This is a genomic window from Providencia xihuensis, from assembly GCF_041953405.1.
In the GTDB taxonomy this organism is placed as follows: Bacteria; Pseudomonadota; Gammaproteobacteria; order Enterobacterales; family Enterobacteriaceae; genus Providencia; species Providencia vermicola.
This window is the reverse complement of record NZ_CP169565.1, coordinates 2825916-2848459: the sequence shown is the minus strand read 5'-3', so window position 1 is coordinate 2848459 and position 22544 is coordinate 2825916. Positions and strand designations below refer to the sequence as shown.

The following is a 22544-nucleotide window of genomic DNA, read 5'->3' as shown; positions in this document are numbered from 1 at the left end:
AATGACTATGATTATCAAACCTAAAATTCGTGGTTTTATCTGCACTACAGCTCATCCAGCTGGTTGTGAAGCCAATGTTCGTGAGCAAATCGCCTATGTTAAATCTCGTGGCGAATTAAAAAATGGACCTAAAAAGGTTCTGGTTATTGGTGCATCCACCGGTTACGGTCTAGCTTCTCGTATCAATGCTGCTTTTGGCAGCGGTGCGGCAACTATCGGCGTATTTTTTGAAAAGCCAGGTAGTGAGAGCAAAACAGGTTCAGCCGGTTGGTATAACTCAGCTGGTTTTGACAAGGCTGCTAAAGAAGAAGGCTTATATGCAAAAAGCATTAACGGTGATGCCTTCTCTGATGAGTGCCGTCAAACAGTCATTGATTTAATTAAACAAGATTTAGGCCAAATTGATTTAGTTGTTTATTCACTGGCTTCCCCTGTGCGTAAAATGCCAGAAACGGGTGAAATCGTACGTTCTGCGTTGAAACCGATTGGCGAGCCGTACAAATCTGTTGCATTAGATACTAACAAAGATGTATTGATTGAAGCGGTTGTTGAGCCAGCGAATGAACAAGAAATCGCTGATACTGTTAAAGTGATGGGCGGTCAGGACTGGGAACTGTGGATGAATGCGTTAGATGAAGCTGGTGTTCTGGCGGATAACGCGCAGTCAGTGGCTTATTCTTACATCGGTACCGATTTAACGTGGCCAATTTACTGGCATGGTACTTTAGGAAAGGCCAAAGAAGATTTAGACCGTGCAGCGCATGCAATTAACCAAAAATTGCAGGCAAAAGGCGGCTCAGCTTATGTCGCAGTATTAAAATCAGTGGTTACGCAAGCATCTTCAGCTATTCCTGTTATGCCATTATATATCTCTATCGTGTTTAAGATAATGAAAGAACAAGGCATTCACGAAGGTTGTATTGAACAAATTCAACGTTTATTTGCAACTAAGTTGTTCAGCGGTACTGCACCAGATACTGATGAAAAACACCGTCTGCGTTTAGATGATTGGGAATTACGTGATGATGTCCAAAATACTTGCCGTGAAATTTGGAAACAGCTTAATGATAACAACATCAATGAGTTGACTGATTATCAAGGTTATAAAGCTGAATTCCTGCGTCTATTTGGTTTTGGCTTGAATGGCGTCGATTATGATGCAGATTTAAGTGGCGAAGTTAACTTTGAAGTGATTGAACTGGTTTAATAAGCTACTCATCATTCATTTAATACATAAAACCCGCATATGCATGCGGGTTTTTTATAGTCTAATTTAGTGGTGAGGATATTTTGCTTTTAACAAACAAAATAAATTGCTGGCTTTCTTGTTCTGATGTAAAGCTGCGAGCAGGAATAATCACTGCATAGACTCTATCTAAAAATAGATACAATAAATCACCATCCGTTCGGATAAACTGCACTGCACTCCATTTTATCGATGAAGAACCTTGATTACTGGTCTCATGCATACCTTCATCATCAAACCGATATTCACGTTCAATAAATAGAAATCCATCATCATCAGGAATAGCTTTATTAAAGCTTTGTACTATACGTAGCGTAAAGGTAATAAATAGTAATACAGCCAATAAAAAAGAAATGAAAATGATTGGTAAGGTTGCTTGAAAATATCGAAAGGCAGAGGCGCACGCGACAATAAAAACAAGTATAAAAAGAGTAAAGGGTAAGCTACTCGTTTTCTTTTTCGAAAAATATTTGTTTTTAAAACAGTAACGGCTAAACCTTATGTAATCAGTGCGGTTAAGTGAAACCAAAATTGGATTTATCATAAACGGATATCTTAATTATTTTTGTTAGAGAATAGGTGTTGTTGGGATAATAGCGGTAAGCGTATCGGGTGTAAATTGGTTAGATAGGAATAGGGTTAACAATTAGATAAATTCCCCCGAACGGAGTTCGGGGAAAAAATTATTGGTCTAAATAAACTTTACCGTTACGAAAATAGCCTTTAGTTGTCACAGATCCGTTTTCATCGAATTCAGTAATTTCATCCGCAAGCTCACCATTATTAAAAGTACCTATGATATGGGGCTTACTAGAGGGGGTATTGTGGTAAATTTTAAATGAGCCTGATAATTTTCCATTGGAAGCTGTCATTTCAATATAAATACGTCCATCATCATGATATGTACGGACTAAACCATCAACTTGGCAGTTTTTAAGGCTAATATCAGATTCCATCTTACCGTTTCTATAGTAGCTTTTTAGGTATTTATCAAAGCATCCTTTATGTATCCACGTTTTTAATTCGGGCTTACCGTTATCGTATTTGATTTCAAATGCTCCATCATGAATTCCTTCTGGGGCTTCAGTTGAAGGAAATTCAATTTTTCGGAGTTCTTCAAGTGAATCATATTTTGAACTTGAGCTGGATAATCCCCCAACTTGGCAGCCAGAAATAATTAGTGCAAAAGAAAAAATGCGACAGATTTTAATTGATTTATTTTTAACATATTAACCCTATCTATTGCTGTGAAAAATTAGTTTATTCAATTAGCTATATGGCTATAGACGTTTTATGACGAATTATGGTGAGAATTTTCTTAAACTATTTATTTTGTTATTGTCTATTTTTATGAATTTAAAAATAGTGATTTTAGTCGCTGAGGTAATAAGGTAATTTAGCGTTAGAATATTATTTTGTGATAAAGAGAGTTGCGAATGTTAGTTGTTGAGATGCTAAGCACTGGTGATGAAGTTCTACATGGTCAAATCGTTGATACCAATGCAGCATGGTTGGCTGATTGTTTTTTCCAGCAAGGTATCCCTTTAAGTACAAGAACGACGGTGGGGGATAATTTAGAAAGCTTAGTTAATGCTTTTTTGGAGCGTAGTCAGCATGCGGATATTCTTATTGTGAACGGTGGGCTTGGGCCAACGAGTGATGACCTCAGTGCATTAGCCGCAGCAAAAGCAGCGGGTGTACCATTGATTGAGCATACGCAGTGGATTGAAGTGATGGAGCGCTATTTTATTAGCCGTGGGCGAGTCATGCCTGAAACTAATCGTAAACAAGCATTACTTCCTGAAAATGCAGAATTAATTGATAATCCAGTGGGCACAGCGTGTGGGTTTTCAATAATGCTTAATGACTGTTTGTTATTTTTTACTCCAGGTGTACCGTCAGAATTTAAAGTCATGGTGAATGACCAAATACTTCCTCGATTACGGGCGCGTTTTACCTTACCTGAGCCGCCCATCTGCTTACGTTTAACCAGTTTTGGACGTAGTGAAAGCAGTTTAGCAAAACAATTCGATCATATTGAGTTGCCTGATGCATGCGTACTCGGTTATCGCTCTTCTATGCCAATAATTGAATTAAAATTGACTGGGCCAGCTTCTCAAAAAGTGCTTATGGAACAACACTGGCACAGCATTAAGCAAAGTATCGGGGATAACCTGATTTTTGAAGGTACTGAGGGTTTTGCTAAGAAAATCAGCAAACAATTACAAGAAAGACAATTAAAAGTTGCAGTGAGTGAGCAGTTTAGTGCGGGGCTATTAAGTTGGACACTAAGTTCAGCAGAAGCTTTGAATAATATGAGCTATGTGATTGAGAATGATCCAGAACAAACACTCACAACATTAATAGACCGAGCAAAAAATATCGCTAAAGCTCAATTAGCTTCTATAGGATTGGTAATAGGGGAGTTTGATGGTCAGTTTTTAAATTTCGCATTATCTACCCCTGAAAAGTGTTATGCACAAAGGGTACATTATTTACCCAATAATCACTCAAAGAAAGAAAAGCAAGAAGTCAGTGTAATGCTTATGTTAGATATGCTTTCTCGTTGGTTAAATGGTCGTGAAGTCATTGGGTATTATGAATGGTTGGTTCAAACTGAATCACTTATTTTGGATAATTAGTGGATACGGACTTAACTATTAATAAATTAAGGTGGTTTATGAGCAACTTGATTTCTGGAGGATGCCTTTGTGGTGATATTCGTTTTCAGGCAAAAGCCCCTCGTAATGTTCACTCGTGTTCATGTGATATTTGCCAAAAGCAAACAGGTGCACAGACTTTAGTCTGGCTTGAATTTGCAGCTGAAAATGTTGAATGGGTAGGAAAGGGTGGAAAACCTGCAACCTATCGTTCATCTAATCATTCAAGTAGGGCATTTTGCTCGCTATGTGGTAGCTCACTGGGTGCCATTGATGACGAACCTACAGTTGCTTTACTAACTGGCGTGATGGATGATCCTGCGCAGTTAGAGTTACCATTAGAATATCATTCTTTTGTTGATTTAGCGCCAGCTTGGTGGCGTCACTTAATCAGTTATGAACAGTAATTGTGCTTGCTTTAAAACGTGTTAAGGTCGTAAAAATTCGGTTAGATGGTAATGGTGAAATAGTGGCTTTAGATAAAAATGGTTGTATTCTTGTCCTTGGCGAGCAGCCTTATCAATCAGAATTTCAGCAAGTAATAACTGAGTCAATCAATTGCCTTAGTGCTTTATTAAACAAGAACCTTCACAGTATTTATATTTATGGTAGCGTGGCGAAAGGACAAGCAACGCCATATAAATCTGACCTTGATCTCTGTGTCATTGTTAATCAACCTGTCAACCAAATCGAAGTATCTCATTTAGCGCAACTACAAGTGACCTTGGCTTCAGACTACCAAGTCGTTAGTAAAGTTGATTTTGATATTGGCACCTATTCAGATGTCATGGATAAGACTAATTTATATAGCTGGGGCTATTGGATAAAACACCACTGTCGCTGCCTTTATGGTGATGATCTGAGCAAAAAGTTTATGCCATTTTTGCCTTCAAAGAAAATTGTGGATGCAGTCAATGGTGATTTCCTCGAGGTATTAAATGGCTATATACATCAAATCGACACTTGTCGTGATTTAACTAAGCGAAAGTTTTTGCAAAGAGCTGCTTCTAGGAAGTTAATCCACTCTACCGATCTTTTACGCAAAGAAGCAGATAAAGACTGGCCTGATAGCCTTGAAGATTATGTGCAAAAAATAATACAGCGCTATCCTAAACAAAAAAGGCCAATACAATATTTTTTAGCTCAGGCAAGGGAACCATCTGCTCATGACCAGCAGTTTACTTTTCACCTATATGAATTTATGAATTGGCTTTCGTATGAAAGAGATCATATAACGAAATTCTGAACGACTATTTTTCGTTAGGTTGTACTGCTTCAATAATATAGTTAAAGCTTGAGATCCCTTTTTTGCAGGCTTTATCTTTTAAAAGTGAGGGTGTTTTATCAATAGTACTTTTAAGTGTAGACAATTGGCTTGCGTATGCTTCTGCACCGATAATATCGGGATTTTTGTTTAAGTATTCAACAGCAGTGTCGACTTTTTGATAAAAATATTCGCAAGGGTTATCACTTATTTCTATCGCTTGTAAGTCCTTTAAGGTATTTGGTATTAATTGCTCTGAATTTTGTTTAATAATCTCAATATATTCCCCAGATTTAACCTGTTCAACTAAGGTTAACACCTTATTTTTCATATTGAAAAACATGATCATAGCAATAATCAGTGCCACGAGTAAAATAATATTAATGGTAATACTAATTCCGAGAAAATACTTTTTCATTACATTCCTTGATTGAAAAATTGAGTATAAAAACAAGGTAATTCCGTTATACATTTTTGTCTCTAGGAATAACATGAAAATTAAGATAGCTCTAATCAATGAGCTACCTTACGAATAAGTATCAGTGATAATCTAGCGGACAGTTAAAACAGAGATTTTTGAGTTTTGAATAACCATCGACGCCGTTGAACCGAGGAAATAGGTCGACATCCCTGGTCTTCTTGAGCCAATTACGATCAAATCGGCTGAAATTTCTTCAGCAACGCGTAATATTTCATCTCTTGGTGTGCCCATTAATACTTGAGCGCTATATTTATTCGTGGAAATATTAAATTCTTTGATGATTTCAGCAAGATGTTTAGTTACATTTTCTTGTTCACTATCTGCTTTTTCAGCAAAGCCAAAACCCATCGTAGTATAAAAAGGAACAGTCGGAATGATGGCTAAAAAATGGATATGTGCATTTTCATATTCAGCCAAATATTGAATATGTGACATGACCAGATGAGCTAAGCTTTTCTCTGTAATATCAATAGGTACTAAGATTTTATTATACATGTTTTTCTCCAGCTTTCATTTAATGAGTCCATGCTGTAATCGAATTTAGAATTATAAATAGATGCTAATTTATATTAGCCTTTTGCTAAATGAAACGCGAAAAGGCTAGCAAGCGAGTCAACCAAAATTTCGCAAATTGATCATAGCCGATTAACAATATAAATACTTTGACGGCGGATTCATCTTAAGCAAGTTAATAGAAAAACACCTGCTATTTTTCATGCTACTTGTGCTATTTCAATCGCCTTAGCTTTGCATTGCGATGTCATTGTTATATGATTTATTATAATTTATATATATTTCGTATTGTCGAGTCGAGGGCATTTTGGGGATCGTAAAAATTTCAGATGAACTGCATGATTATTTGCGTCATGCAAGCCAGGTGATGTCACGCTCTATAAACTCTCAAGCTGAGTTTTGGATAAAAATAGGTATGCAAGCGGAGTTAAATCCAGATAAGACATTTACAATGTTAATCAATGAGATGCTAGAAAAAGAGTTATCTGAGATAAAAGGGAAAGTTCATGAATAATATTACAATAAAAACAGCAGAAGAAATTGAACTGATGCGTGAGTCAGGGAAACTATTGGCGCGTGTATTTAAAATGCTTGATTCAGTTATTGTACCAGGCATTTCGACCATGGAAATTAACGACAAAGTAGAACGTTATATTATTGAAGAATTACAAGCACGCCCTGCGAGTAAAGGGCAATATGGTTACCAGTATGTGTTAAATACCTCATTAAATGAAGTAGTATGCCATGGCATACCTAAGACAGATGAAATCTTAAAAAATAAAGATATCATTAATGTTGATATTACCTTGGAAAAAAATGGTTTTATTGCCGACTCAAGTAAAATGTATGTCATGCCAGATGCATCGCCACTAGCACGTAAGCTTGTTAAAGACACCTATTTTGCAATGTGGGAAGGTATTAAGCAAGTTAAGCCTGGTGCAACATTAGGAGACATTGGCTCTGCTATTCAACATTATGCAGAATCAAAAGGTTATAGTGTTGTTCGTGAATACTGTGGGCATGGTATTGGTCGCGAAATGCATGAAGATCCACAAGTACTGCATTATGGTGTTAAAGGTAAAGGCATAGAGTTAAAAGAAGGTATGACATTTACTATTGAACCCATGATTAACCAAGGGGGTATGAAAATTAAAACGAAAAAAGATGGTTGGACGGTAGTTACAAGAGATAAAAAACTGTCAGCACAATCTGAACATACCATTTTAGTGACGAAAGAAGGATATGAAGTATTAACTTTGCGTGATGAAGAAAAATAGTTTTTAAGTCTTATTATAATGAGTTTGTTAGCCAAAAGGGTAGCAAACTCATTTTGTTTGCAGTAAGTCTTAACTATTGTCTTAATGCAATCGCAATGCGATTAAATGCACTCATTAACCCAATGGCTATTGTTAAATCAGAAATCTGTACATCACTAAAATGGCGTTTTAGCTCATCAAATAAGTTATCAGGAGTGCCACTTTCGACAATATTAACAACCGCTTCAGTCCATGCTAATACGGCACGTTCTTGAACACTAAAATGATGACTTACTTGCCACCCAGCAAGGGTATCAATTTTTTTATTGCTTAGGCCAGCATTGCGTAAGGAGTTCGCATGCATATCAAGGCAAAATGCACAGCCATTTATTTGTGACACTCTTAAATAAACCAGTTCAACTAGTTCTTTACCTAATCCACTTTTATCGAGGGCGTTTTTACAATCAATGAGTCCTTTATAGGCTTCAGGAGATAATGTGTTATACGCTAATCTAAGTGCGCTCATGGTGTTTCCTCATATATTTAATCAGTAGATAAAATGCAAAGTACAGTAATAGCGATTGTTATGGGCTCATTTTAAGGTTATCTTGGCCTAGTTTAAAGGGACAAGAATAACTGATTTTACTAGGACAAGTTTCAGGTGAATGTCATTGGGGGAGCGTATGTTTTTAAAAATTGATAGCAATATTAATACACCAATTTACCTGCAAATTTACCAGAGAATTCATGAGGGAATTAAAAGTGGCCAACTAAAAGCTGAGCAGCGTTTGCCTGCAGTAAGAGTATTAGCGAGTGAACTCAATGTTGCTCGAGGTACGATTGAATTGGCATATCAGTTATTAGTTAGTGAAGGGCTACTTGAAACTAAAGGTGCGAAAGGAACCTTTATTTCCCAAACGATAAAAAACCTTCCAATAAATAAATTCAAAGATCCAGAAGACTTGTATCTTGAAGAGAAAGTTTCGAATCAGTCCGTGCTGGTAAATAATCGTTCAAAGCGGAATTTTAGTGATTATACAGTTTTAGCATTTCAATTAGGTATTCCAGCGTTAGATGCTTTTCCACAGAAATTATGGGCTAGAATTTCTGCAAAAATATTACGTGATAGCCATTTTAATTTGCTAAGTTACCCTGATGTTCAAGGGCTAAAACAGTTAAGAGAAGGTTTAGCTCGTTATTTAATGATATCACGAGGAATTGACTGCTCCCCAGAACAAATATTTATTAGTTTTGGTCATCGTGCAAGTTTACAATTAATTGCTCAAAGCTTATTTACAGCAGGAGATACGGGGTGGTTTGAGGAGCCTGGCTACCATATTGCGCGTGATTTTTTACAGCAAATAGGATTAAAACTAATGCCTATAAGCGTGGACGACCAAGGGATTAATGTTACGCAAGGTGTTGAAGTGGCACCAGTAGCTAAATTTGCGCTCGTCACACCAACACATCAAAGTCCAACAAACGCAACATTAACTTTAGAACGCAGATTAGCATTACTTGAATGGGCAAACCAACAAGGTAGTTGGATAATTGAAGACGATTATGATGGTGAATTTCACTATCAAGGCCGCCCGTTACCTGCATTGAAAAGTTTGGATAGCCAAGAACGTGTTATTTACTGTGGGACGTTTAGCAAAGTATTGTACCCTGCATTACGCCTATCTTATATTGTCGTTCCTTCTAGCTACCATGATCATTTCCATTCCACGGCTATGATAATGGGGAATCAATGCCCAAGTTGGCAGCAGGAAATTACCAGCGTATTTATTCAAGAAGGTCACTTTTCCCGTCATTTACGTAAAATGCGCCATCTCTATCACCAAAGAAGATCTTTTTTAATAGAGGCGATAAAAATAAAATTGAGTGATGTTTTTGACATAGAATTACAGGCTGGTGGCATGCATCTTGTTGTCAAAATTATCAATGGAATATCGGCAATTCAATTTTCCCAATCAGCCGCATATCATGGATTAAAAGTTGAAGCTTTAGATGACTGGTTGATAAATAAAAAAGAAAGTTCTTTTTTATTATTGGGTTTTACCAATATAAAAGATAAGCAGGAAGCATTGATATTGTGTCAAAAATTAAAGGAAATTAACCTGAAGTTGTTATCATCAGGAAGATCTAAATAAAGAAAATTTGATTTATTTAAATGTGATTTATTTAGCTTAAGTTGTATTTATAGGTGGTTTTTTATTGTTTGATTTAAATTTAAAACTTAATTTTAAGCTTTGTAATTAAACTTCAATAACAAAATAAATTTATTTTTATAAACTAAATCAATAGGTTGATTTGGTTTTTCTAGGTATGCAATTTTTGCATAAGATTAAGTCCATTTGCATTTCTCTTTAAGTTAAAAAAATGTAACTATCCAAATCAGGCTCAAGAGTCGCATCCGATAAAAGGTTATAGCTCCAACTATAATTTTACATAAATAAAATAGGGGTACGAATGAACAGACATAAACTCATGAAACAAATTATGATAGCGATTGTGCTTGGTATTATATTAGGCTGGGGATGTCATAATTATGCTGCATCAGTGGAAGAAGCAAAAGATATTGCATCTTATCTCAATATTATTACTGATGTATTTTTAAGATTAATAAAAATGATTATCGCACCACTGGTTTTTGCTACGATTGTTTCTGGTATTGTTTCCATGGGAGGTTCATCTTCTGTTGGGAGTATTACCATCAAAGCTATGGTATGGTTTATTTCAGCTGCTGTTATTTCATTATTAATTGGAATGGTTTTTGTTAATGTTTTCCAATTAGGTGTGGGATTAAATTTAACGGTTCCAGCCGTTGCTGTTGATAGTGGGTTAAATACCTCTGGCTTTACATTAAAAGCGTTTATTACTCACATTTTTCCAAAAAGTTTTGCTGAAGCGATGGCAAACAATGAAATTCTACAAATATTAGTATTCTCTATCTTTTTTGGATCAGGCCTTGCGTTTATCTGCAAAGATAAAAAAAGTCCGATTGTGACATTAATCGAAGACTTGTCGCGTATCATGTTCCGTATTACAGACTATGTAATGAGCTTTGCACCAATTGCCGTGTTTGCTGCGATTGCATCTGCGGTAACAGTTGAAGGTCTAGGGTTGTTGTACGACTATGGAAAATTAATTGGTCTTTTTTATGTTGCGTTAGCTGTATTATGGGGCGTACTGTTCTTTGCAGGTTATGTGTTCCTAGGTAAATCTGTATTTAGTTTAGGAAAATTAATTCGTGAGCCTGTTGCGCTGGCTTTTGCCACCGCAAGTAGTGAATCTGCTTATCCAAAAACAATGGAAGCTCTGAATCAATATGGTGTTCCGAAAAAAGTGACTAGCTTTGTTTTACCGCTGGGTTATTCCTTTAACCTAGATGGCTCGATGATGTACCAGTCATTTGCAGTGTTATTTATTGCTAATGCGTACGGTATTGATTTGAGTATTACTGAACAAATTCTCATTTTGTTAACGCTGATGGTAACAAGTAAGGGGATGGCAGGGGTTGCTCGTGCTTCTATCGTGGTCGTTGCTGCAACATTGCCAATGTTTAGTTTACCAGAAGCAGGAATACTGTTGTTACTGGCGATTGATCAATTCCTTGATATGGGAAGAACTGCAACGAATGTGGTTGGTAACAGTATCTCTACAGCAGTTATTTCCAAGTTGGAAGAAAGAAAAGGCGGTTTCAAAGAAGACTCAGATGTGATTATCAATGAAAAAGTGACATCAACATCATAAAATTTAAGAGCGTTTAGCAATTGAAACCCTTCTGAGTTGGTTAACTTTAGAAGGGTTTTTGCTTTATTCAGATGAATAGTAGAATATTATTTACTTGTTTGGTTACGCATAAATTGCCAAAAACGTTCTGATGAAATATTGAGTCTCGCTTCTGTTCGATAAATATATACTCCCATCGTGATGGAAAGCGTGTTATCTAGGATAGCAAGTTCATTTTTTTGAAGTTCATTTTTAATTGAATAGTCTGGCAACCAGCCCACGCCACTTCCGTTAAGCACCATACGCTTCAGGACGTCGCTCATAGATGAGACAAATGATAGTTCAAAAGGCAAGTCAGTAGATTTATCCATTAATTGGTTGACTTGTCTCCCCATGTAGCTTTCATCGGTATATTTCATTAAAGGCAGGGTTGTACCATCTAATTTAAAAAGAGGTTTCTTGTTTCTGTCGCACATTGAAACGAGATGTAAACGGCTTTCAAGAATTTTCGCATGCAGAAATGGAGATGACATTAATTCTTCGTTATAGAAGGATAGAATAAAATCACTTTGCCCTTCTTTTAGCTTATGGACGGCTTCATCAACATTAATTGATTCAACAAAAAAAATCTTATCAATATTCTGTGAGAACTGGGAAATAAAATCAGGAAGAAGAAAAACAGAAAGTGAATGTGCCGCTGAGATATTAATTTTCTGCTTGTCGTTATCGACACCTTTAATTCTATTTATTTGAAAATAGATATCATCAAGTAAGTTTCTAGCATAAACAATGAAGCTTTTTCCTTGTGGGGTGAGCTGCAATGGATTGGTGTTTCTATCAAATATTTCAAAACCAACAGAGGATTCGATAGATTGAATTCTTCGACTAAAGGATGATTGCGATATATTTCTTTTCTCTGCCGCTAAAGTAAAACTTCGACATTCTTCTAGAACAACAATATCGTGCAACCATTTAATTTCTAGATTACTGATCATTGTATCCTCTTTTGATTATAGTTATTTATTTCCTATGCAAATTTAGCATAACTTATAGAAACTCTGCAATTACGAAAGGTGATCATTATGCGATTATATTATTATATTTTATGGGAGCGGATTATGAAAAAAATATTAGGTATGCTCGGGGGAATGGGGCCAGGTGCAACGGCAGATGCATTTTATAAATTAATCAATAATACTAAAGCATCTAAAGATCAGGAGCACATACCTGTTATTATTGTCTCAATTCCTGATATTCCAGATAGAACAGAAAATATTATTTATGATGGACCATCACCACTACCTGCGATGATAAACTCATTAAAACTACTTGAGAATGCAGGGGTTTCTTGTATTGTTATGCCTTGCAATACCGCGCATTATTGGTATGAGGATTTAATGAAGGAAGTTAAAATTCCTTTTATTAGCATTATAGATGCAGCATGTAAAAATATTATTTCTAATAAAATTAGAAAAGTAGCTTTATTAGCAACGACAGCAACAATACGTACGAAATTATACCAGGAAAAGCTCAGTTTGAATAATGTGGAGTGCATTGTTCCTGATGAGATTAATCAGTATAAAATAATGCAAAGTATTATTGCCTATAAAGCAGGTGATATTGATAAAGCAAAGGAGTTAATTTATCCCTATATTAATATGCTAAAGTCTGATGGCGTAAATAAATTTGTTATGGGATGTACAGAGATACCTTTAATCTTAGATGAGGTAGTTAATTGCTCACCCGATGAATTCATTGATGCTACTGAGGCTTTAATCAAAGAGGCTATTGATTGGTATAATTTTGGTGATGAACGATTTGAAAAAGAAATGATAAATGAGAATTATCAATAGTTATTTTAATTGTTTCGTATAGCCAACATCAGGGTGATTTTTAAATTTAACTGTTAAATTAATATAAATTTAATAGGTGGGTGTTATTTAATTTTTTTATTTATGGGCAGATAAATAAACTGAAGATCTATATGTTTCATTGACATATTTTAGTTGTAAAAAAACATTTTTTTAATTTATTTGAAAGTTTAGGACTTTTTTAACTTGTAGTTAATGGGAGAGTAGCGACAATAGACGTTTTATTATAATTATTAGTTATTGTCAGATAGGGATCTACTCATGCAATTTAAATCGATGGTTAAATTGGTTATTGGCGCAGCGGTGCTGCTTGTTCTTGGATTGGTTGGGATTAACTCATATACTATCGTTCAAGATGGGTCAGTGAAAGTTGGAACATTTTTAGGAAAAGTGGATCCTGTAGCATATGATGCTGGACTGCACTTCCCTATTAACCCATTTACAACTTTCGATACGTACTCAACGAAAGATATTCGTGTTTCGTTAAAGGAACTTCGAGTTCCTTCACAAGATAAATTAAAATCAATTGTTGATATTACCGTAATGTTGCAATTTGATGGTGCAAAAGCCCCTGTATTGCGTATTAATGGTGGTACCGAGAGTGAAGCATTGGATAAATATGTACGCCAAAAGTTAATCTCGACAATTTTAGAATTTGGTAAAGATGTGGCAAACGCGCAAGATCTTTATACTGCAGATACGCAAAGAAAATTACAAGACTCCATTAGAGACGCAATTCAAAGCTATGCATCGCCATATGGTTACACGATTAAAGAAATTATGATCCAAGATATTACTTTGCCAGAGGTGGTTCAAGAGCAAGTGGTTAATACTAAAATGCGCCAAGAGCAAATTAACCAAGCGAAAGCAGAAGCAGAAAAAGAACGTGAGTTAGCACAGAAGAAGGTTGTCATTGCAGAAGCTGAACGTGAGTCTGCGGAGCAACAAGCTATAGCTAGAGAACGTAACGCGCAAGCAAATGCATTTGCAATGCGCCAAGAGGCGGATGCAAAATTATATGCAGCACAAAAAGAATCAGAGTCTAATGCAATATTACAGCGCACAATCACCCGCGAAATGATCAATTGGAAACAGTTAGAGATTGAACAGATTAAAGCGCATAAATATAAAGGTGAAGTGCCTAATATTGTTGTTGGTGCTGATTATGATGGCAAGATGATTATGGATATGCGCAGTAATCAATAAGCTAGTTTTATAAGGCTAAATAAAAACAGAAACCCATTTTTATGAAGTGACCCCAAATAGTTGGATAACCAATTACTGGGGTTTTTTTCTATTTAAAATAAGCATTATTGGCGCGAAGAGCCAGTATGAAACAGTGTTTAATAGTCGCTATTATGATATTAAATGCAAAAATTCTGAGATGAAATAACCAATGATGAGGTTAACGTGATAGCGGTCAGCTCATGTTTATTAGGATTTTGTGTAAGGTATGATGGTAAGCATCAGCTTTATACACCTTTAAAACAACTTTATGATGCAGGAAAAGTGATTAGCATCTGCCCTGAAGTGTTTGGTGGGTTACCCACACCACGAGCACCCGCTGAAATTATGGGTGGTAATGGCAATGATGTCCTATTAGGTCAAGCAAAAGTCATTGATAGTGAAAGCGTTGATCTTACTGAAGCCTTTATTGAAGGTGCTAAGATTGCATTAAAAAAAATACAAGACTTAAATATTCGTTTTGTTGTTCTTAAGGCAAATAGTCCATCGTGTGGTAGCCAACAGATTTATAGTGGTGAGTTTAATGGTTCACTAAAAGACGGTATGGGTGTGTGCGCGGCCTTATTTAGACAAAATGGTATCCAAATTTTGGATGAAAACTCCCCAAATTTAATTGAAGTGGTCAATGCTTTATTTGATCAGGAAAGCGTAAAAACGGAGGTAGATAATTTATGATACAAATCCGTGCTGTCGATAAATTCAATTTTTGGGATGTTGGGGGAACTCACTTCTAATGCGGATGGAGTTGCTACTGTTTTAGAGGAATATATCTGTTGCAATGCCTTTTCAATCGCATAGTCTCACTTCTATCCTGAATATCAGCCGCGTGCGCTTTACCAAGGGGAAGTATTGATAGGCTTTTTTATGTACAAAATATTAGCTGATAAACCGAATGAAGCCTTTATCTGTCGTTTTATGTTAGACCACAAATTTATTGGCCAAGGATTAGGCAATCAATCTTTTTTGCGATCGTTGAATATCTCAAACGGCTCGGAATAAAAAGGATTTTTTTGGGTTTAGCGGTTGAAAACAATATAGCTAAGAAAGTATATATGAATCATGGCTTTAAGTTTACGGGTGAAATAGTGAATGAAGAGCATATTTATACGGTTGAACTTTAAAATACTTTTATTTTTACACCTAGGTTAAATTCATGTTTTATAATGCTAGCGTGAGGATTATTTTCGCTTAACACAGAATTATTAAGGTCATTATTGGATGCCTTATCAGTATTTTCGTTTGAATATAATGTGGATCTGTTTGTCTGCTAGATAGTTATCTTATAGATATGGTATATCATCGGAAAATAAATCTGATGAGTTAACATAATGTTTAATATCTCTGAGTTGATTAATGATTCGCCAATAGATTCGATTCTTTTATTTGTAATCACGTTTGTTTTGTTAATTTTATCTGCTTACATTGGCAAATATATTTTTAAGCGTAAATCAGTTCATGAAGAAATTGCTGATGATGAAGCTAAAATTATTCTCGGGGCAATTTTATCACTGTTAGGTTTGCTAATTGGCTTTGTGCTCTCTATTTCTATTAATGGCTATAATAACCGCCAACAGACAGAAGAAAATGAAGCTATCGCGATTGGTACAGCATATCAACGTGCCCAGCTATTGAATGCTGATGATCGAAATAAAGCATCCCACCTTATCCAGCAATATTTAGAAGCGCGTGTTGAGTTTTTTAAATCAGGGATCAGTGATGAAAATAACCAATGGCGCATGGTCTCGCTAGAGAAACAAAACCAGCTTTGGGAAATTGCTGTCAAAGAAGCAAATCAATCACCAAACCCTGTTGTTGCCTCCGTATTAAGCGCATTTAGTGATCTTTATCTTTCTCAGCAAAAAACAATGGCAAGTTGGCGGCATCAAATTCCGAATGCGACTTGGTTTCTCCTCATCTTTTTTGCTGTCTGTTCCAATGTCCTTATTGGCTACAATATTCGCGGTACTAAGGGGAAAAATTGGTTGATCCTAATTTTACCCTCATTAACCACATTGGCATTATTCATGATTGCTGAAATTGATGTGCCAGGAGAGGGGATGATCCACGTTGTTCCTGATGACTTAGTTTTATTGCAGGAATTCTTATTTAAGGATGGTGCATGGTTGGGAAAGTAGAATAGAAATAAAGCTCCCCAAGTAAGATATCTTGGGGAGCTTATTAGATTAGCGAACAATAATACCTAATAAAATTCCGATAGCACCAAAGTCAGCATCACTGAATGTTGTATTTGCGATACCAATATCCCCAAGTACAGGTAATAAGAATACAGGTAAGAAGGTGATTAGTAAGCCTTGCGCAAATGCACCTAAAATAGCGCCACGGCGACCGCCTGTTGCGTTACCAAATACCCCAGCTGCAGCTCCTACAAAGAAGTGTGGTACAACACCTGGAATAATCACTGTCATATTCAAGGCATATAATAAGAACATGCCGATGACGCCCGCTGCAAAGCTACTTAAGAAACCGACTAATACGGCGTTTGGGGCATAAGGGAATACCACTGGGCAGTCTAATGCAGGTTTTGCATTTGGCACGAGTTTGTCTGATATTCCTTTGAATGCAGGAACAATTTCAGCAATGACCATACGCACACCTTGCAGGATAATGTATACCCCAGCTGCGAAGGTAATAGACTGCATTAATGAGAACATAAACCAGTTTTTGCCGCCACTGACTTCACGCACAAAATCACCGCCCGCAAATAAGCAAGTAATGATAAAGATGATGAACATAGTGAATGAAATAGCCACAGGTGTATCACGTAGGAATAGCAAGCTTTTTGGTACATTCATATCTTCTGTTGAATGTTCTTTATTACCAAATTTGCTCCCAATAAAACCTGCTAATACATAAGAAATGGTTGAGAAGTGCCCAATAGCAACGTCGTCAGAGCCTGTAACTTTTTTCATATATGGGTGTGCGATGGCAGGGAAGAACACCATACAGAAGCCCACAATTAAAGAGCCAACAGTCACCAGCATAGTTCCTTCCATTCCTGCCGTTGCTAGAATAACGGCGATCATCATCGACATGAATAATGTGTGGTGACCTGTCAGGAAGATGAACTTCCATGGTGTTAAGCGAGCAATCAAGATATTGATTAACATCGCAAAGAACATGATCATTGCCATCTCACGGCCAAAGCTTTTTTGTGCAATAGACACAATGGCTTCATTGTTAGGTACTACACCGTTGATGCCAAAAGCATGTTGGAAGATGGCAGAGAAATCACCCAATGAGCTAACCACTAAACCTGCACCAGCACCTAAGATCACAAAACCCATAATGGTTTTAATGGTACCTTTAATGCATTCTGTTACTGGTTTTTTCTGTGCAATCAAACCGATAAGAGCAATAAGACCGACTAAAATAGCAGGTTCAGATAAAACATCCTGCATCAGAAAACGAAAAAATGACATAGAGCCTCCGTTTACATCGCACCAAGTTTTTGTAATGCAACAGTGAGGCGCTCTTTCATGGCAACTTTATCAATCATATTTTCCAGTGCGACGATTTCACCACCCACTTGTTGAGCAACAAGCTGCTCTGCAATATCACTTGTACCAACAAAAATATCACTAACAGTGCCTTTTGCTGAGCCTAAATCCACATGGTCAACTTCAGCACTGACTTGCATGTCTTTTAAAATATTTTTGATGCTCATTTCCATCATTAAACTGGTGCCTAAGCCATTTCCACAAACAACGGTGATTTTCATAATGTTTACCTTAATATGTAATTATTCGTATTTAGCGATGATTTGAAGAATGTCATCGACGTTTTCTGAGTGCATGATGCTATCAATATCTTCTTGATTATCAAAAAGTTCAGCAAGTTTTGCGATAGCCCCGATGTGACTATTGCTATCTGTAGCAGCAAGAACGATAAGCAGTTTGATTGGGTCGTTGCCATCTGAACCGAACTCAACGCCTTGTTTAATCACGGTTAAACCAAGGGATAGCTGGTTTACACCATCTTCAGGACGAGCATGAGGCATGGCAATCCCTGGGCCTAAGACATAATAAGGGCCAATCTTTTCATGTGATTTGATAATCGCATCGATATATTGCGGTTCGATTAACTTATTATTAATTAATGGTTTACAGGCGATTTTGATCGCATCTTGCCAATCTGTGGCACTTTCGACGACCTGAATAACGTTCGAGGTCAGTAAAGTCGTAAGCATCGGGTTGCTCCTGGTTGGTTAAATTTTTATCTTTTTAATGGTTGAGTGAATAGTAGTGATCTATGGTAGCGCTATCTAGCTGATTTGTTCATTTTCGTGATAGCGCTATCATTTTGAATAAATATTGCGAACAAAGGCTAAATGAATAGACTTGTAAGCTGATTAACAAATTCAACCTGTGCTAAGTTAGTGTTGTTGAATAATAAGTTTAGGCTAAATAAAAGTATTACATGCAAAAAACACGAAAAAGAAAAAATACAGGGCGAGTGACATTACAGGATGTCGCTAAATACGCAGGCGTTGGCTCTATGACGGTATCTCGTGCTTTGCGAACGCCTGAGTTAGTATCAGATAATTTGCGTGAAAAAATTAACGCAGCCGTTGAGGAGCTTGGCTATATTCCAAATTCTGCCGCGGGGATTTTAGCTTCAGGGCAAAGCCGAACTGTTGCCGTGTTAATTCCTTCTTTGCGTGACAATGCGAGTTCAGTTTTTTTGCAAGCATTACAGGAAGTGCTTAACAAAAACACTTATCAAGTTGTGATTGGTAGCCACGATTATCAGCAGAAAAAAGAATCAGAAGTTTTATCGACCTTATTACAAAGTAACCCTGCGGCGCTGATCATATTTGGTGCAGTTAATTCACAAAGCGTTTTTAATTACCTTAAAAATTTAGATATTCCAGTTATTAACGTGGCTGGGGAATCCAGTCATCCTGTTACTTTGAATATTAAAAGTAACATTGGCGAAGCGGTTAATTTTTTAACCCATTTTTTGCTACAAAAAGGCTATAAAAAAATAGGCTATATCGGGGCTCAGATGGATAGCAAAATGCAAAGCCAACAGCTGAGCGGTTGGAATAAGGCGATGCTAGCTTATAACCAAAGTGCTGAACAAAGCATTACTACGCCGTATGTCGCAACAATGGACTTTGGCCGTCAGGCGATTAGTGAAATGTTAACACGGCAACCAGAGCTTGAAGCTGTTATTTGTAGTCATGAAATGATAGCACTTGGTGTGCTTTTTGAGTGTCAAAGGCGGTTAATACAAGTACCAAAAATGCTAGCGCTTGCCTGCGTAGAAGGCTCATCAAATTGCGACCATATCCAGCCATCACTTACATCTGTCCGTATTGATTACAGTAAAATGGCGCGAGAAACGGCTAAAAAATTACAGAAGTGGTTAGCCGATCCTGATACTGACTTTTCTGAAACTCAAGATGAAATCATTTTTCCCTATAAGTTTGAAGCCAGACAAAGTGCATAAAATATAACTCTCCAGTTTAAATTAACGTTGCAGTATGAAATTTAATCTCTAGCCGACAAGATATAGTGGTATAAATCACTTTTTGATGAAAAATAGGATTGTTTTTTTGTATCTCGAAATAAGATTGTCGGCTGGGTCACTGTATCCTATTTATTCCCTGCTAATGTATAAAGAGGGCGGTTAACTGCCTGCATATTAGAAGTCTATTACTCGATGAATTGATTGAGTCATTACTGGGGAGTCACCATGAAATTTCTTAAAACTGTTATTTCAACTGCGATTTTAGTTTCTTGTAGTGTTAGTGCTGCAACAACAGGTTCTGAAGTCTTAAAAGTACAAGATGGCGGTACACCGAATAAAGTCTACACAGCAAATAAACCAACCATTAAAGTCGCAACTTACAATATTGGCAAAAATGAATTAGCTCAAGATGTGGCGAATTTAGATAATTTGAGTAAGGCAATTGGTAAGATAGACGCAGATGTTATTGTTTTAACGGAGATTGATAATAAAACTGCTCGCAGTAAAAAAGTTCATCAGCTAGAAGAAATCGCGAAAGCGAATAAGATGGATTTTGCTTTTGGTAAAGCATTGGATTTCGATGGTGGTGAATATGGGGTCGGAATTTTATCAAAATATAAAATAGATAAGTCCCAAGTTGTTAATTTGCCATCAGGTGATGCAGAGCAGCGTGTGGTATTAATCTCTCAAATAACTAAGCCTGGTTTTGATGCACCGATTATTGTGATGGGCACACACCTTGACTGGCAAAAAGATCCGACCATTCGTATCGGTCAGGTTCGTCATATTTTAGATGCGAGTATCGGTGATACAGATACAGGTTTTGATAATATCGCGGCTTCAATAAAAATATTAGCAGGGGACTTTAATTCCACGGCAAATGAGCAGCCTATTCAGGAAATTCGTTATATGTGGAACCCTGTCGAGAAGCAAGGGGTTGATTATCGTAGTTGGCCAGCAGTAAACCCAGCGATTGATATTGACCATATTTTTACATTTAAAGGTCAAGTATGGGATGTGAAGAATATGCAGATCCCAACTGACAGTGAAGAGTTCCAATGGTCGAGTGTTAGCGACCATCTTCCAATTATTGCTGAGTTGGAATTACAGGAGCAATAAATAAACTTGATGTTTATAAGCCAGGCCCCTTATGGGGTCTTTTTTATTTTTTTTCTATAGAGTTTTTCAATAACCTTTGTCTTTCAATATAACGCTTTTCAACAATGAGCAGATATTCCTCAATAGTTTGATAGATTTTTTCACGGGGTATAGAGACTAAGCTGTTATCACTTATAGCATCAGTCGTTTTATAGACAAAATCAGACATGAAGTCTGCAATGCTTTTAAATTGATTAGCCACATGTGTGTAGTAATACTGGTAGACATAGGATTCTTGTGAATGGCTGAGCTCCGTATTATTCGTGAGATTGTTTGTTGCAAGCAATAGTAGTTGAATGTTAGTCATGGAATCCCCTTTTATAGGCGGAAAATATTACCTGATTTTATAATTTTGTTTTGTCAATATTCGTCGGATAATTTTATGTTTTCGTTAAATACTTAGAGTTTGTAAGAATATTCTGTATTTTTGGCGATTTATGATATGACAGGACAAGGATTAATAACTTTATATTAAAAATGCAATAGTGTTTTAAATTAAAATTAAGTTAAATATTCTTATGATTGTTATGTTAATATATTGTTATTTGTTTTTGTTTTTCAAGCTGTTAATAAAGCCCAGTCTGCAATGTTTTTATTTTTATTTATAATAATCAGTGTGTTATGCATTATTGGTTTGAGGGTTTTGCAGTTTTGTTAATAAGAAATATAAAATAATAGGAATAAAAAATATCCTAAAAGATATTTTGGCTGATAAAGAAATTAATTATTCAATTAATTTTATCCATTTGAATTTATTGTGTTTTTCTATTTTTTTCTTCTTGTTTTAATTTTAGTTGATTAAAAGAGAGTATATGTTGGATATTTTGTTTACGCATTATCTGGGTATTATTACGCATAATTGGAGTTTATTCACAATTGGCAACATTATTATGTACATTGTATTATTTAATAATATATTCAATATAAGTAATATTAAACAGTATTAAACTGTTAAGGTTAATTATTGTTTCTGGTTCTGTAAGTATGAAACCTTTGTTGTATAAAAAATACAAATTGCAACAGTTAATCTTTAAGGTACTATTTATATTCAAGGTTTAATACTGGTATACTTACTCATGTAATGGGTAAAATGAAGTATAAATACGGGTTTGGTCGCATTGATTAGAGTAAATCGATTTTTTTGCTAACCATAATTTTTATCTATAATAGATATTAGAGATAGTAGCGTTCTAATAAGATATTCTTATGTGGATTATCAATCCTATTATTAAAATAATTATTACTTTCTTACAATTAACTAAATATATCTACTTACATACCTTTTATGTAAAGGTGTGGTGAACAATTTTGGTCAATTGGATGTGTTACTGTGTTTATGAGAGCTTAACTATATGAACATAATCAAATTGCTCACAATTCTATTGTTAACGGGGTGCTCTTTTATTTTGGGGGTCACTCTGAACTATTCCCCAACTCCTGATTTGGTCAAAATGGCAAAGGCTAATGTAGAGGATTATCTGTCATATCCTGAATCGGCTTCTTTTCGAAATGTGAAATATAATTTCATTCGACAAACAGCCAACAAAGGAGACTTAGGCTATGTCTGTGGAGAGGTATTTCGTGTGAAGAATGCGCGGTTAGAGGGCTATAAAAAGTTTGTT

At 36.0% G+C, this 22544-nt stretch carries 26 protein-coding genes; 16 read left to right on the top strand and 10 right to left on the bottom strand.

Translation table 11 applies throughout. The annotated features are described in order from the left end of the window. The first annotated feature begins 7 nt into the window (after nt 1-7). Entirely contained in the window at nt 8-1207 is a 1200-nt protein-coding gene (gene fabV / locus ACE2AL_RS12865; protein ID WP_206083938.1) for an enoyl-ACP reductase FabV, read from the top strand. A 61-nt stretch (nt 1208-1268) separates the two neighbouring features. On the opposite strand, the gene ACE2AL_RS12860 is transcribed toward fabV, so the two are convergent. Both ACE2AL_RS12860 and ACE2AL_RS12855 read right to left on the bottom strand, forming a co-directional pair. Continuing rightward, a complete protein-coding gene (locus tag ACE2AL_RS12860) occupies nt 1269-1790 on the bottom strand; it encodes a YcxB family protein (protein ID WP_206083939.1) in 522 nt (173 codons plus the stop codon). A gap of 139 nt (nt 1791-1929) precedes the next feature. Next, nucleotides 1930-2202 carry a toxin-antitoxin system YwqK family antitoxin gene (locus ACE2AL_RS12855; RefSeq protein ID WP_375083567.1) on the bottom strand — a complete coding sequence of 91 codons (273 nt, stop codon included), beginning with the start codon at nt 2200-2202 and terminating at the stop codon, nt 1930-1932. Between the two features lie 480 nt (nt 2203-2682). Here ACE2AL_RS12855 and ACE2AL_RS12850 point away from each other — a divergent pair, with 480 nt between their 5' ends. The 3 genes from ACE2AL_RS12850 (at nt 2683) to ACE2AL_RS12840 (ending at nt 5152) form a co-directional block, all read left to right on the top strand. Next, nucleotides 2683-3888, top strand: coding sequence for a nicotinamide mononucleotide deamidase-related protein YfaY (locus ACE2AL_RS12850; protein ID WP_206083940.1), 1206 nt, complete (start codon nt 2683-2685; stop codon nt 3886-3888). A 38-nt stretch (nt 3889-3926) separates the two neighbouring features. After that, the gene (locus ACE2AL_RS12845; RefSeq protein WP_206083941.1) at nt 3927-4313 is read left to right on the top strand and encodes a GFA family protein; all 387 of its coding nucleotides are present in this window, start codon (nt 3927-3929) and stop codon (nt 4311-4313) included. Between the two features lie 62 nt (nt 4314-4375). Then, the gene (locus tag ACE2AL_RS12840; RefSeq protein ID WP_375083565.1) at nt 4376-5152 is read left to right on the top strand and encodes a nucleotidyltransferase domain-containing protein; all 777 of its coding nucleotides are present in this window, start codon (nt 4376-4378) and stop codon (nt 5150-5152) included. 4 nt (nt 5153-5156) lie between these two features. On the opposite strand, the gene ACE2AL_RS12835 is transcribed toward ACE2AL_RS12840, so the two are convergent. Then, the gene (locus ACE2AL_RS12835) at nt 5157-5588 is read right to left on the bottom strand and encodes a hypothetical protein (protein WP_272573344.1); all 432 of its coding nucleotides are present in this window, start codon (nt 5586-5588) and stop codon (nt 5157-5159) included. A 132-nt stretch (nt 5589-5720) separates the two neighbouring features. Beyond that, nucleotides 5721-6146 carry a universal stress protein gene (locus ACE2AL_RS12830; RefSeq protein WP_272573343.1) on the bottom strand — a complete coding sequence of 142 codons (426 nt, stop codon included), beginning with the start codon at nt 6144-6146 and terminating at the stop codon, nt 5721-5723. A 325-nt stretch (nt 6147-6471) separates the two neighbouring features. On the opposite strand from ACE2AL_RS12830, the gene ACE2AL_RS12825 reads away from it, so the two are divergent. Both ACE2AL_RS12825 and map read left to right on the top strand, forming a co-directional pair. Continuing rightward, the gene (locus ACE2AL_RS12825; RefSeq protein WP_375083564.1) at nt 6472-6678 is read left to right on the top strand and encodes a ParD-like family protein; all 207 of its coding nucleotides are present in this window, start codon (nt 6472-6474) and stop codon (nt 6676-6678) included. Next, complete coding sequence (gene map, locus ACE2AL_RS12820) at nt 6671-7441, top strand: type I methionyl aminopeptidase (RefSeq protein WP_206083946.1); 771 nt, start codon at nt 6671-6673, stop codon at nt 7439-7441. Before ACE2AL_RS12825 ends, map begins: the two co-directional genes overlap by 8 nt. Before the next feature lie 73 nt (nt 7442-7514). On the opposite strand, the gene ACE2AL_RS12815 is transcribed toward map, so the two are convergent. Continuing rightward, on the bottom strand, nt 7515-7946 hold the full coding sequence (locus ACE2AL_RS12815) for a carboxymuconolactone decarboxylase family protein (RefSeq protein ID WP_206083947.1): 432 nt from the start codon (nt 7944-7946) through the stop codon (nt 7515-7517). Nucleotides 7947-8103: 157 nt separating this feature from the next. On the opposite strand from ACE2AL_RS12815, the gene ACE2AL_RS12810 reads away from it, so the two are divergent. Both ACE2AL_RS12810 and ACE2AL_RS12805 read left to right on the top strand, forming a co-directional pair. Next, nucleotides 8104-9573: a PLP-dependent aminotransferase family protein gene (locus tag ACE2AL_RS12810; protein WP_375083563.1), complete on the top strand. Its 1470-nt coding sequence runs from the start codon at nt 8104-8106 to the stop codon at nt 9571-9573. Between the two features lie 319 nt (nt 9574-9892). Continuing rightward, the gene (locus ACE2AL_RS12805; protein WP_206083949.1) at nt 9893-11176 is read left to right on the top strand and encodes a dicarboxylate/amino acid:cation symporter; all 1284 of its coding nucleotides are present in this window, start codon (nt 9893-9895) and stop codon (nt 11174-11176) included. Between the two features lie 86 nt (nt 11177-11262). Here ACE2AL_RS12805 and ACE2AL_RS12800 read toward each other — a convergent pair whose 3' ends face one another. Further along, the gene (locus ACE2AL_RS12800; RefSeq protein ID WP_375083562.1) at nt 11263-12150 is read right to left on the bottom strand and encodes a LysR substrate-binding domain-containing protein; all 888 of its coding nucleotides are present in this window, start codon (nt 12148-12150) and stop codon (nt 11263-11265) included. A gap of 123 nt (nt 12151-12273) precedes the next feature. On the opposite strand from ACE2AL_RS12800, the gene ACE2AL_RS12795 reads away from it, so the two are divergent. From ACE2AL_RS12795 to ACE2AL_RS12770, 6 genes are all read left to right on the top strand, one after another. Beyond that, entirely contained in the window at nt 12274-13008 is a 735-nt protein-coding gene (locus ACE2AL_RS12795) for an aspartate/glutamate racemase family protein (RefSeq protein ID WP_206083950.1), read from the top strand. A gap of 279 nt (nt 13009-13287) precedes the next feature. Then, nucleotides 13288-14232, top strand: a complete 945-nt coding sequence (locus ACE2AL_RS12790; protein WP_206083951.1) for an SPFH domain-containing protein — start codon at nt 13288-13290, stop codon at nt 14230-14232. A 204-nt stretch (nt 14233-14436) separates the two neighbouring features. Beyond that, nucleotides 14437-14946 carry a DUF523 domain-containing protein gene (locus tag ACE2AL_RS12785; RefSeq protein WP_272573341.1) on the top strand — a complete coding sequence of 170 codons (510 nt, stop codon included), beginning with the start codon at nt 14437-14439 and terminating at the stop codon, nt 14944-14946. A gap of 189 nt (nt 14947-15135) precedes the next feature. Further along, complete coding sequence (locus tag ACE2AL_RS12780; protein WP_375083560.1) at nt 15136-15270, top strand: hypothetical protein; 135 nt, start codon at nt 15136-15138, stop codon at nt 15268-15270. Further along, nucleotides 15216-15392, top strand: a complete 177-nt coding sequence (locus ACE2AL_RS12775) for a GNAT family N-acetyltransferase (RefSeq protein WP_375084310.1) — start codon at nt 15216-15218, stop codon at nt 15390-15392. Before ACE2AL_RS12780 ends, ACE2AL_RS12775 begins: the two co-directional genes overlap by 55 nt. Nucleotides 15393-15599: 207 nt before the next feature. Continuing rightward, nucleotides 15600-16406 (top strand): hypothetical protein, encoded by an 807-nt coding sequence (locus ACE2AL_RS12770; protein WP_206083954.1) that lies wholly within the window; start codon nt 15600-15602, stop codon nt 16404-16406. A gap of 48 nt (nt 16407-16454) precedes the next feature. On the opposite strand, the gene ACE2AL_RS12765 is transcribed toward ACE2AL_RS12770, so the two are convergent. The 3 genes from ACE2AL_RS12765 to ACE2AL_RS12755 are packed head-to-tail and all read right to left on the bottom strand — an operon-like array spanning nt 16455 to nt 18478. Beyond that, nucleotides 16455-17711, bottom strand: coding sequence for a PTS ascorbate transporter subunit IIC (locus ACE2AL_RS12765; protein ID WP_272516241.1), 1257 nt, complete (start codon nt 17709-17711; stop codon nt 16455-16457). Nucleotides 17712-17722: 11 nt separating this feature from the next. Continuing rightward, a complete protein-coding gene (locus ACE2AL_RS12760; protein WP_219248895.1) occupies nt 17723-18010 on the bottom strand; it encodes a PTS sugar transporter subunit IIB in 288 nt (95 codons plus the stop codon). A gap of 21 nt (nt 18011-18031) precedes the next feature. Then, nucleotides 18032-18478, bottom strand: a complete 447-nt coding sequence (locus ACE2AL_RS12755; protein WP_206083957.1) for a PTS sugar transporter subunit IIA — start codon at nt 18476-18478, stop codon at nt 18032-18034. Nucleotides 18479-18708: 230 nt separating this feature from the next. On the opposite strand from ACE2AL_RS12755, the gene ACE2AL_RS12750 reads away from it, so the two are divergent. Together ACE2AL_RS12750 and ACE2AL_RS12745 are read left to right on the top strand one after the other, a co-directional pair. Beyond that, nucleotides 18709-19743, top strand: a complete 1035-nt coding sequence (locus ACE2AL_RS12750) for a LacI family DNA-binding transcriptional regulator (RefSeq protein ID WP_206083958.1) — start codon at nt 18709-18711, stop codon at nt 19741-19743. Nucleotides 19744-19989: 246 nt separating this feature from the next. Further along, nucleotides 19990-20883 (top strand): endonuclease/exonuclease/phosphatase family protein, encoded by an 894-nt coding sequence (locus tag ACE2AL_RS12745; RefSeq protein WP_272516242.1) that lies wholly within the window; start codon nt 19990-19992, stop codon nt 20881-20883. A 43-nt stretch (nt 20884-20926) separates the two neighbouring features. Here the strand turns inward: ACE2AL_RS12745 and ACE2AL_RS12740 are convergent, their stop codons facing one another. Further along, the gene (locus ACE2AL_RS12740) at nt 20927-21229 is read right to left on the bottom strand and encodes a hypothetical protein (protein ID WP_206083959.1); all 303 of its coding nucleotides are present in this window, start codon (nt 21227-21229) and stop codon (nt 20927-20929) included. Nucleotides 21230-22544 lie beyond the last annotated feature (1315 nt).

Coding starts and splice junctions, on each gene's coding strand:
- fabV (WP_206083938.1), top strand. CDS start 8: ATGATTATCAAACCTAAAATTCGTGGTTTTATCTGCACTACAGCTCAT.
- ACE2AL_RS12860 (WP_206083939.1), bottom strand. CDS start 1,790: ATGATAAATCCAATTTTGGTTTCACTTAACCGCACTGATTACATAAGG.
- ACE2AL_RS12855 (WP_375083567.1), bottom strand. CDS start 2,202: ATGGAATCTGATATTAGCCTTAAAAACTGCCAAGTTGATGGTTTAGTC.
- ACE2AL_RS12850 (WP_206083940.1), top strand. CDS start 2,683: ATGTTAGTTGTTGAGATGCTAAGCACTGGTGATGAAGTTCTACATGGT.
- ACE2AL_RS12845 (WP_206083941.1), top strand. CDS start 3,927: ATGAGCAACTTGATTTCTGGAGGATGCCTTTGTGGTGATATTCGTTTT.
- ACE2AL_RS12835 (WP_272573344.1), bottom strand. CDS start 5,588: ATGAAAAAGTATTTTCTCGGAATTAGTATTACCATTAATATTATTTTA.
- ACE2AL_RS12830 (WP_272573343.1), bottom strand. CDS start 6,146: ATGTATAATAAAATCTTAGTACCTATTGATATTACAGAGAAAAGCTTA.
- map (WP_206083946.1), top strand. CDS start 6,671: ATGAATAATATTACAATAAAAACAGCAGAAGAAATTGAACTGATGCGT.
- ACE2AL_RS12815 (WP_206083947.1), bottom strand. CDS start 7,946: ATGAGCGCACTTAGATTAGCGTATAACACATTATCTCCTGAAGCCTAT.
- ACE2AL_RS12810 (WP_375083563.1), top strand. CDS start 8,104: ATGTTTTTAAAAATTGATAGCAATATTAATACACCAATTTACCTGCAA.
- ACE2AL_RS12805 (WP_206083949.1), top strand. CDS start 9,893: ATGAACAGACATAAACTCATGAAACAAATTATGATAGCGATTGTGCTT.
- ACE2AL_RS12800 (WP_375083562.1), bottom strand. CDS start 12,150: ATGATCAGTAATCTAGAAATTAAATGGTTGCACGATATTGTTGTTCTA.
- ACE2AL_RS12795 (WP_206083950.1), top strand. CDS start 12,274: ATGAAAAAAATATTAGGTATGCTCGGGGGAATGGGGCCAGGTGCAACG.
- ACE2AL_RS12790 (WP_206083951.1), top strand. CDS start 13,288: ATGCAATTTAAATCGATGGTTAAATTGGTTATTGGCGCAGCGGTGCTG.
- ACE2AL_RS12780 (WP_375083560.1), top strand. CDS start 15,136: ATGTACAAAATATTAGCTGATAAACCGAATGAAGCCTTTATCTGTCGT.
- ACE2AL_RS12770 (WP_206083954.1), top strand. CDS start 15,600: ATGTTTAATATCTCTGAGTTGATTAATGATTCGCCAATAGATTCGATT.
- ACE2AL_RS12765 (WP_272516241.1), bottom strand. CDS start 17,711: ATGTCATTTTTTCGTTTTCTGATGCAGGATGTTTTATCTGAACCTGCT.
- ACE2AL_RS12760 (WP_219248895.1), bottom strand. CDS start 18,010: ATGAAAATCACCGTTGTTTGTGGAAATGGCTTAGGCACCAGTTTAATG.
- ACE2AL_RS12755 (WP_206083957.1), bottom strand. CDS start 18,478: ATGCTTACGACTTTACTGACCTCGAACGTTATTCAGGTCGTCGAAAGT.
- ACE2AL_RS12750 (WP_206083958.1), top strand. CDS start 18,709: ATGCAAAAAACACGAAAAAGAAAAAATACAGGGCGAGTGACATTACAG.
- ACE2AL_RS12745 (WP_272516242.1), top strand. CDS start 19,990: ATGAAATTTCTTAAAACTGTTATTTCAACTGCGATTTTAGTTTCTTGT.
- ACE2AL_RS12740 (WP_206083959.1), bottom strand. CDS start 21,229: ATGACTAACATTCAACTACTATTGCTTGCAACAAACAATCTCACGAAT.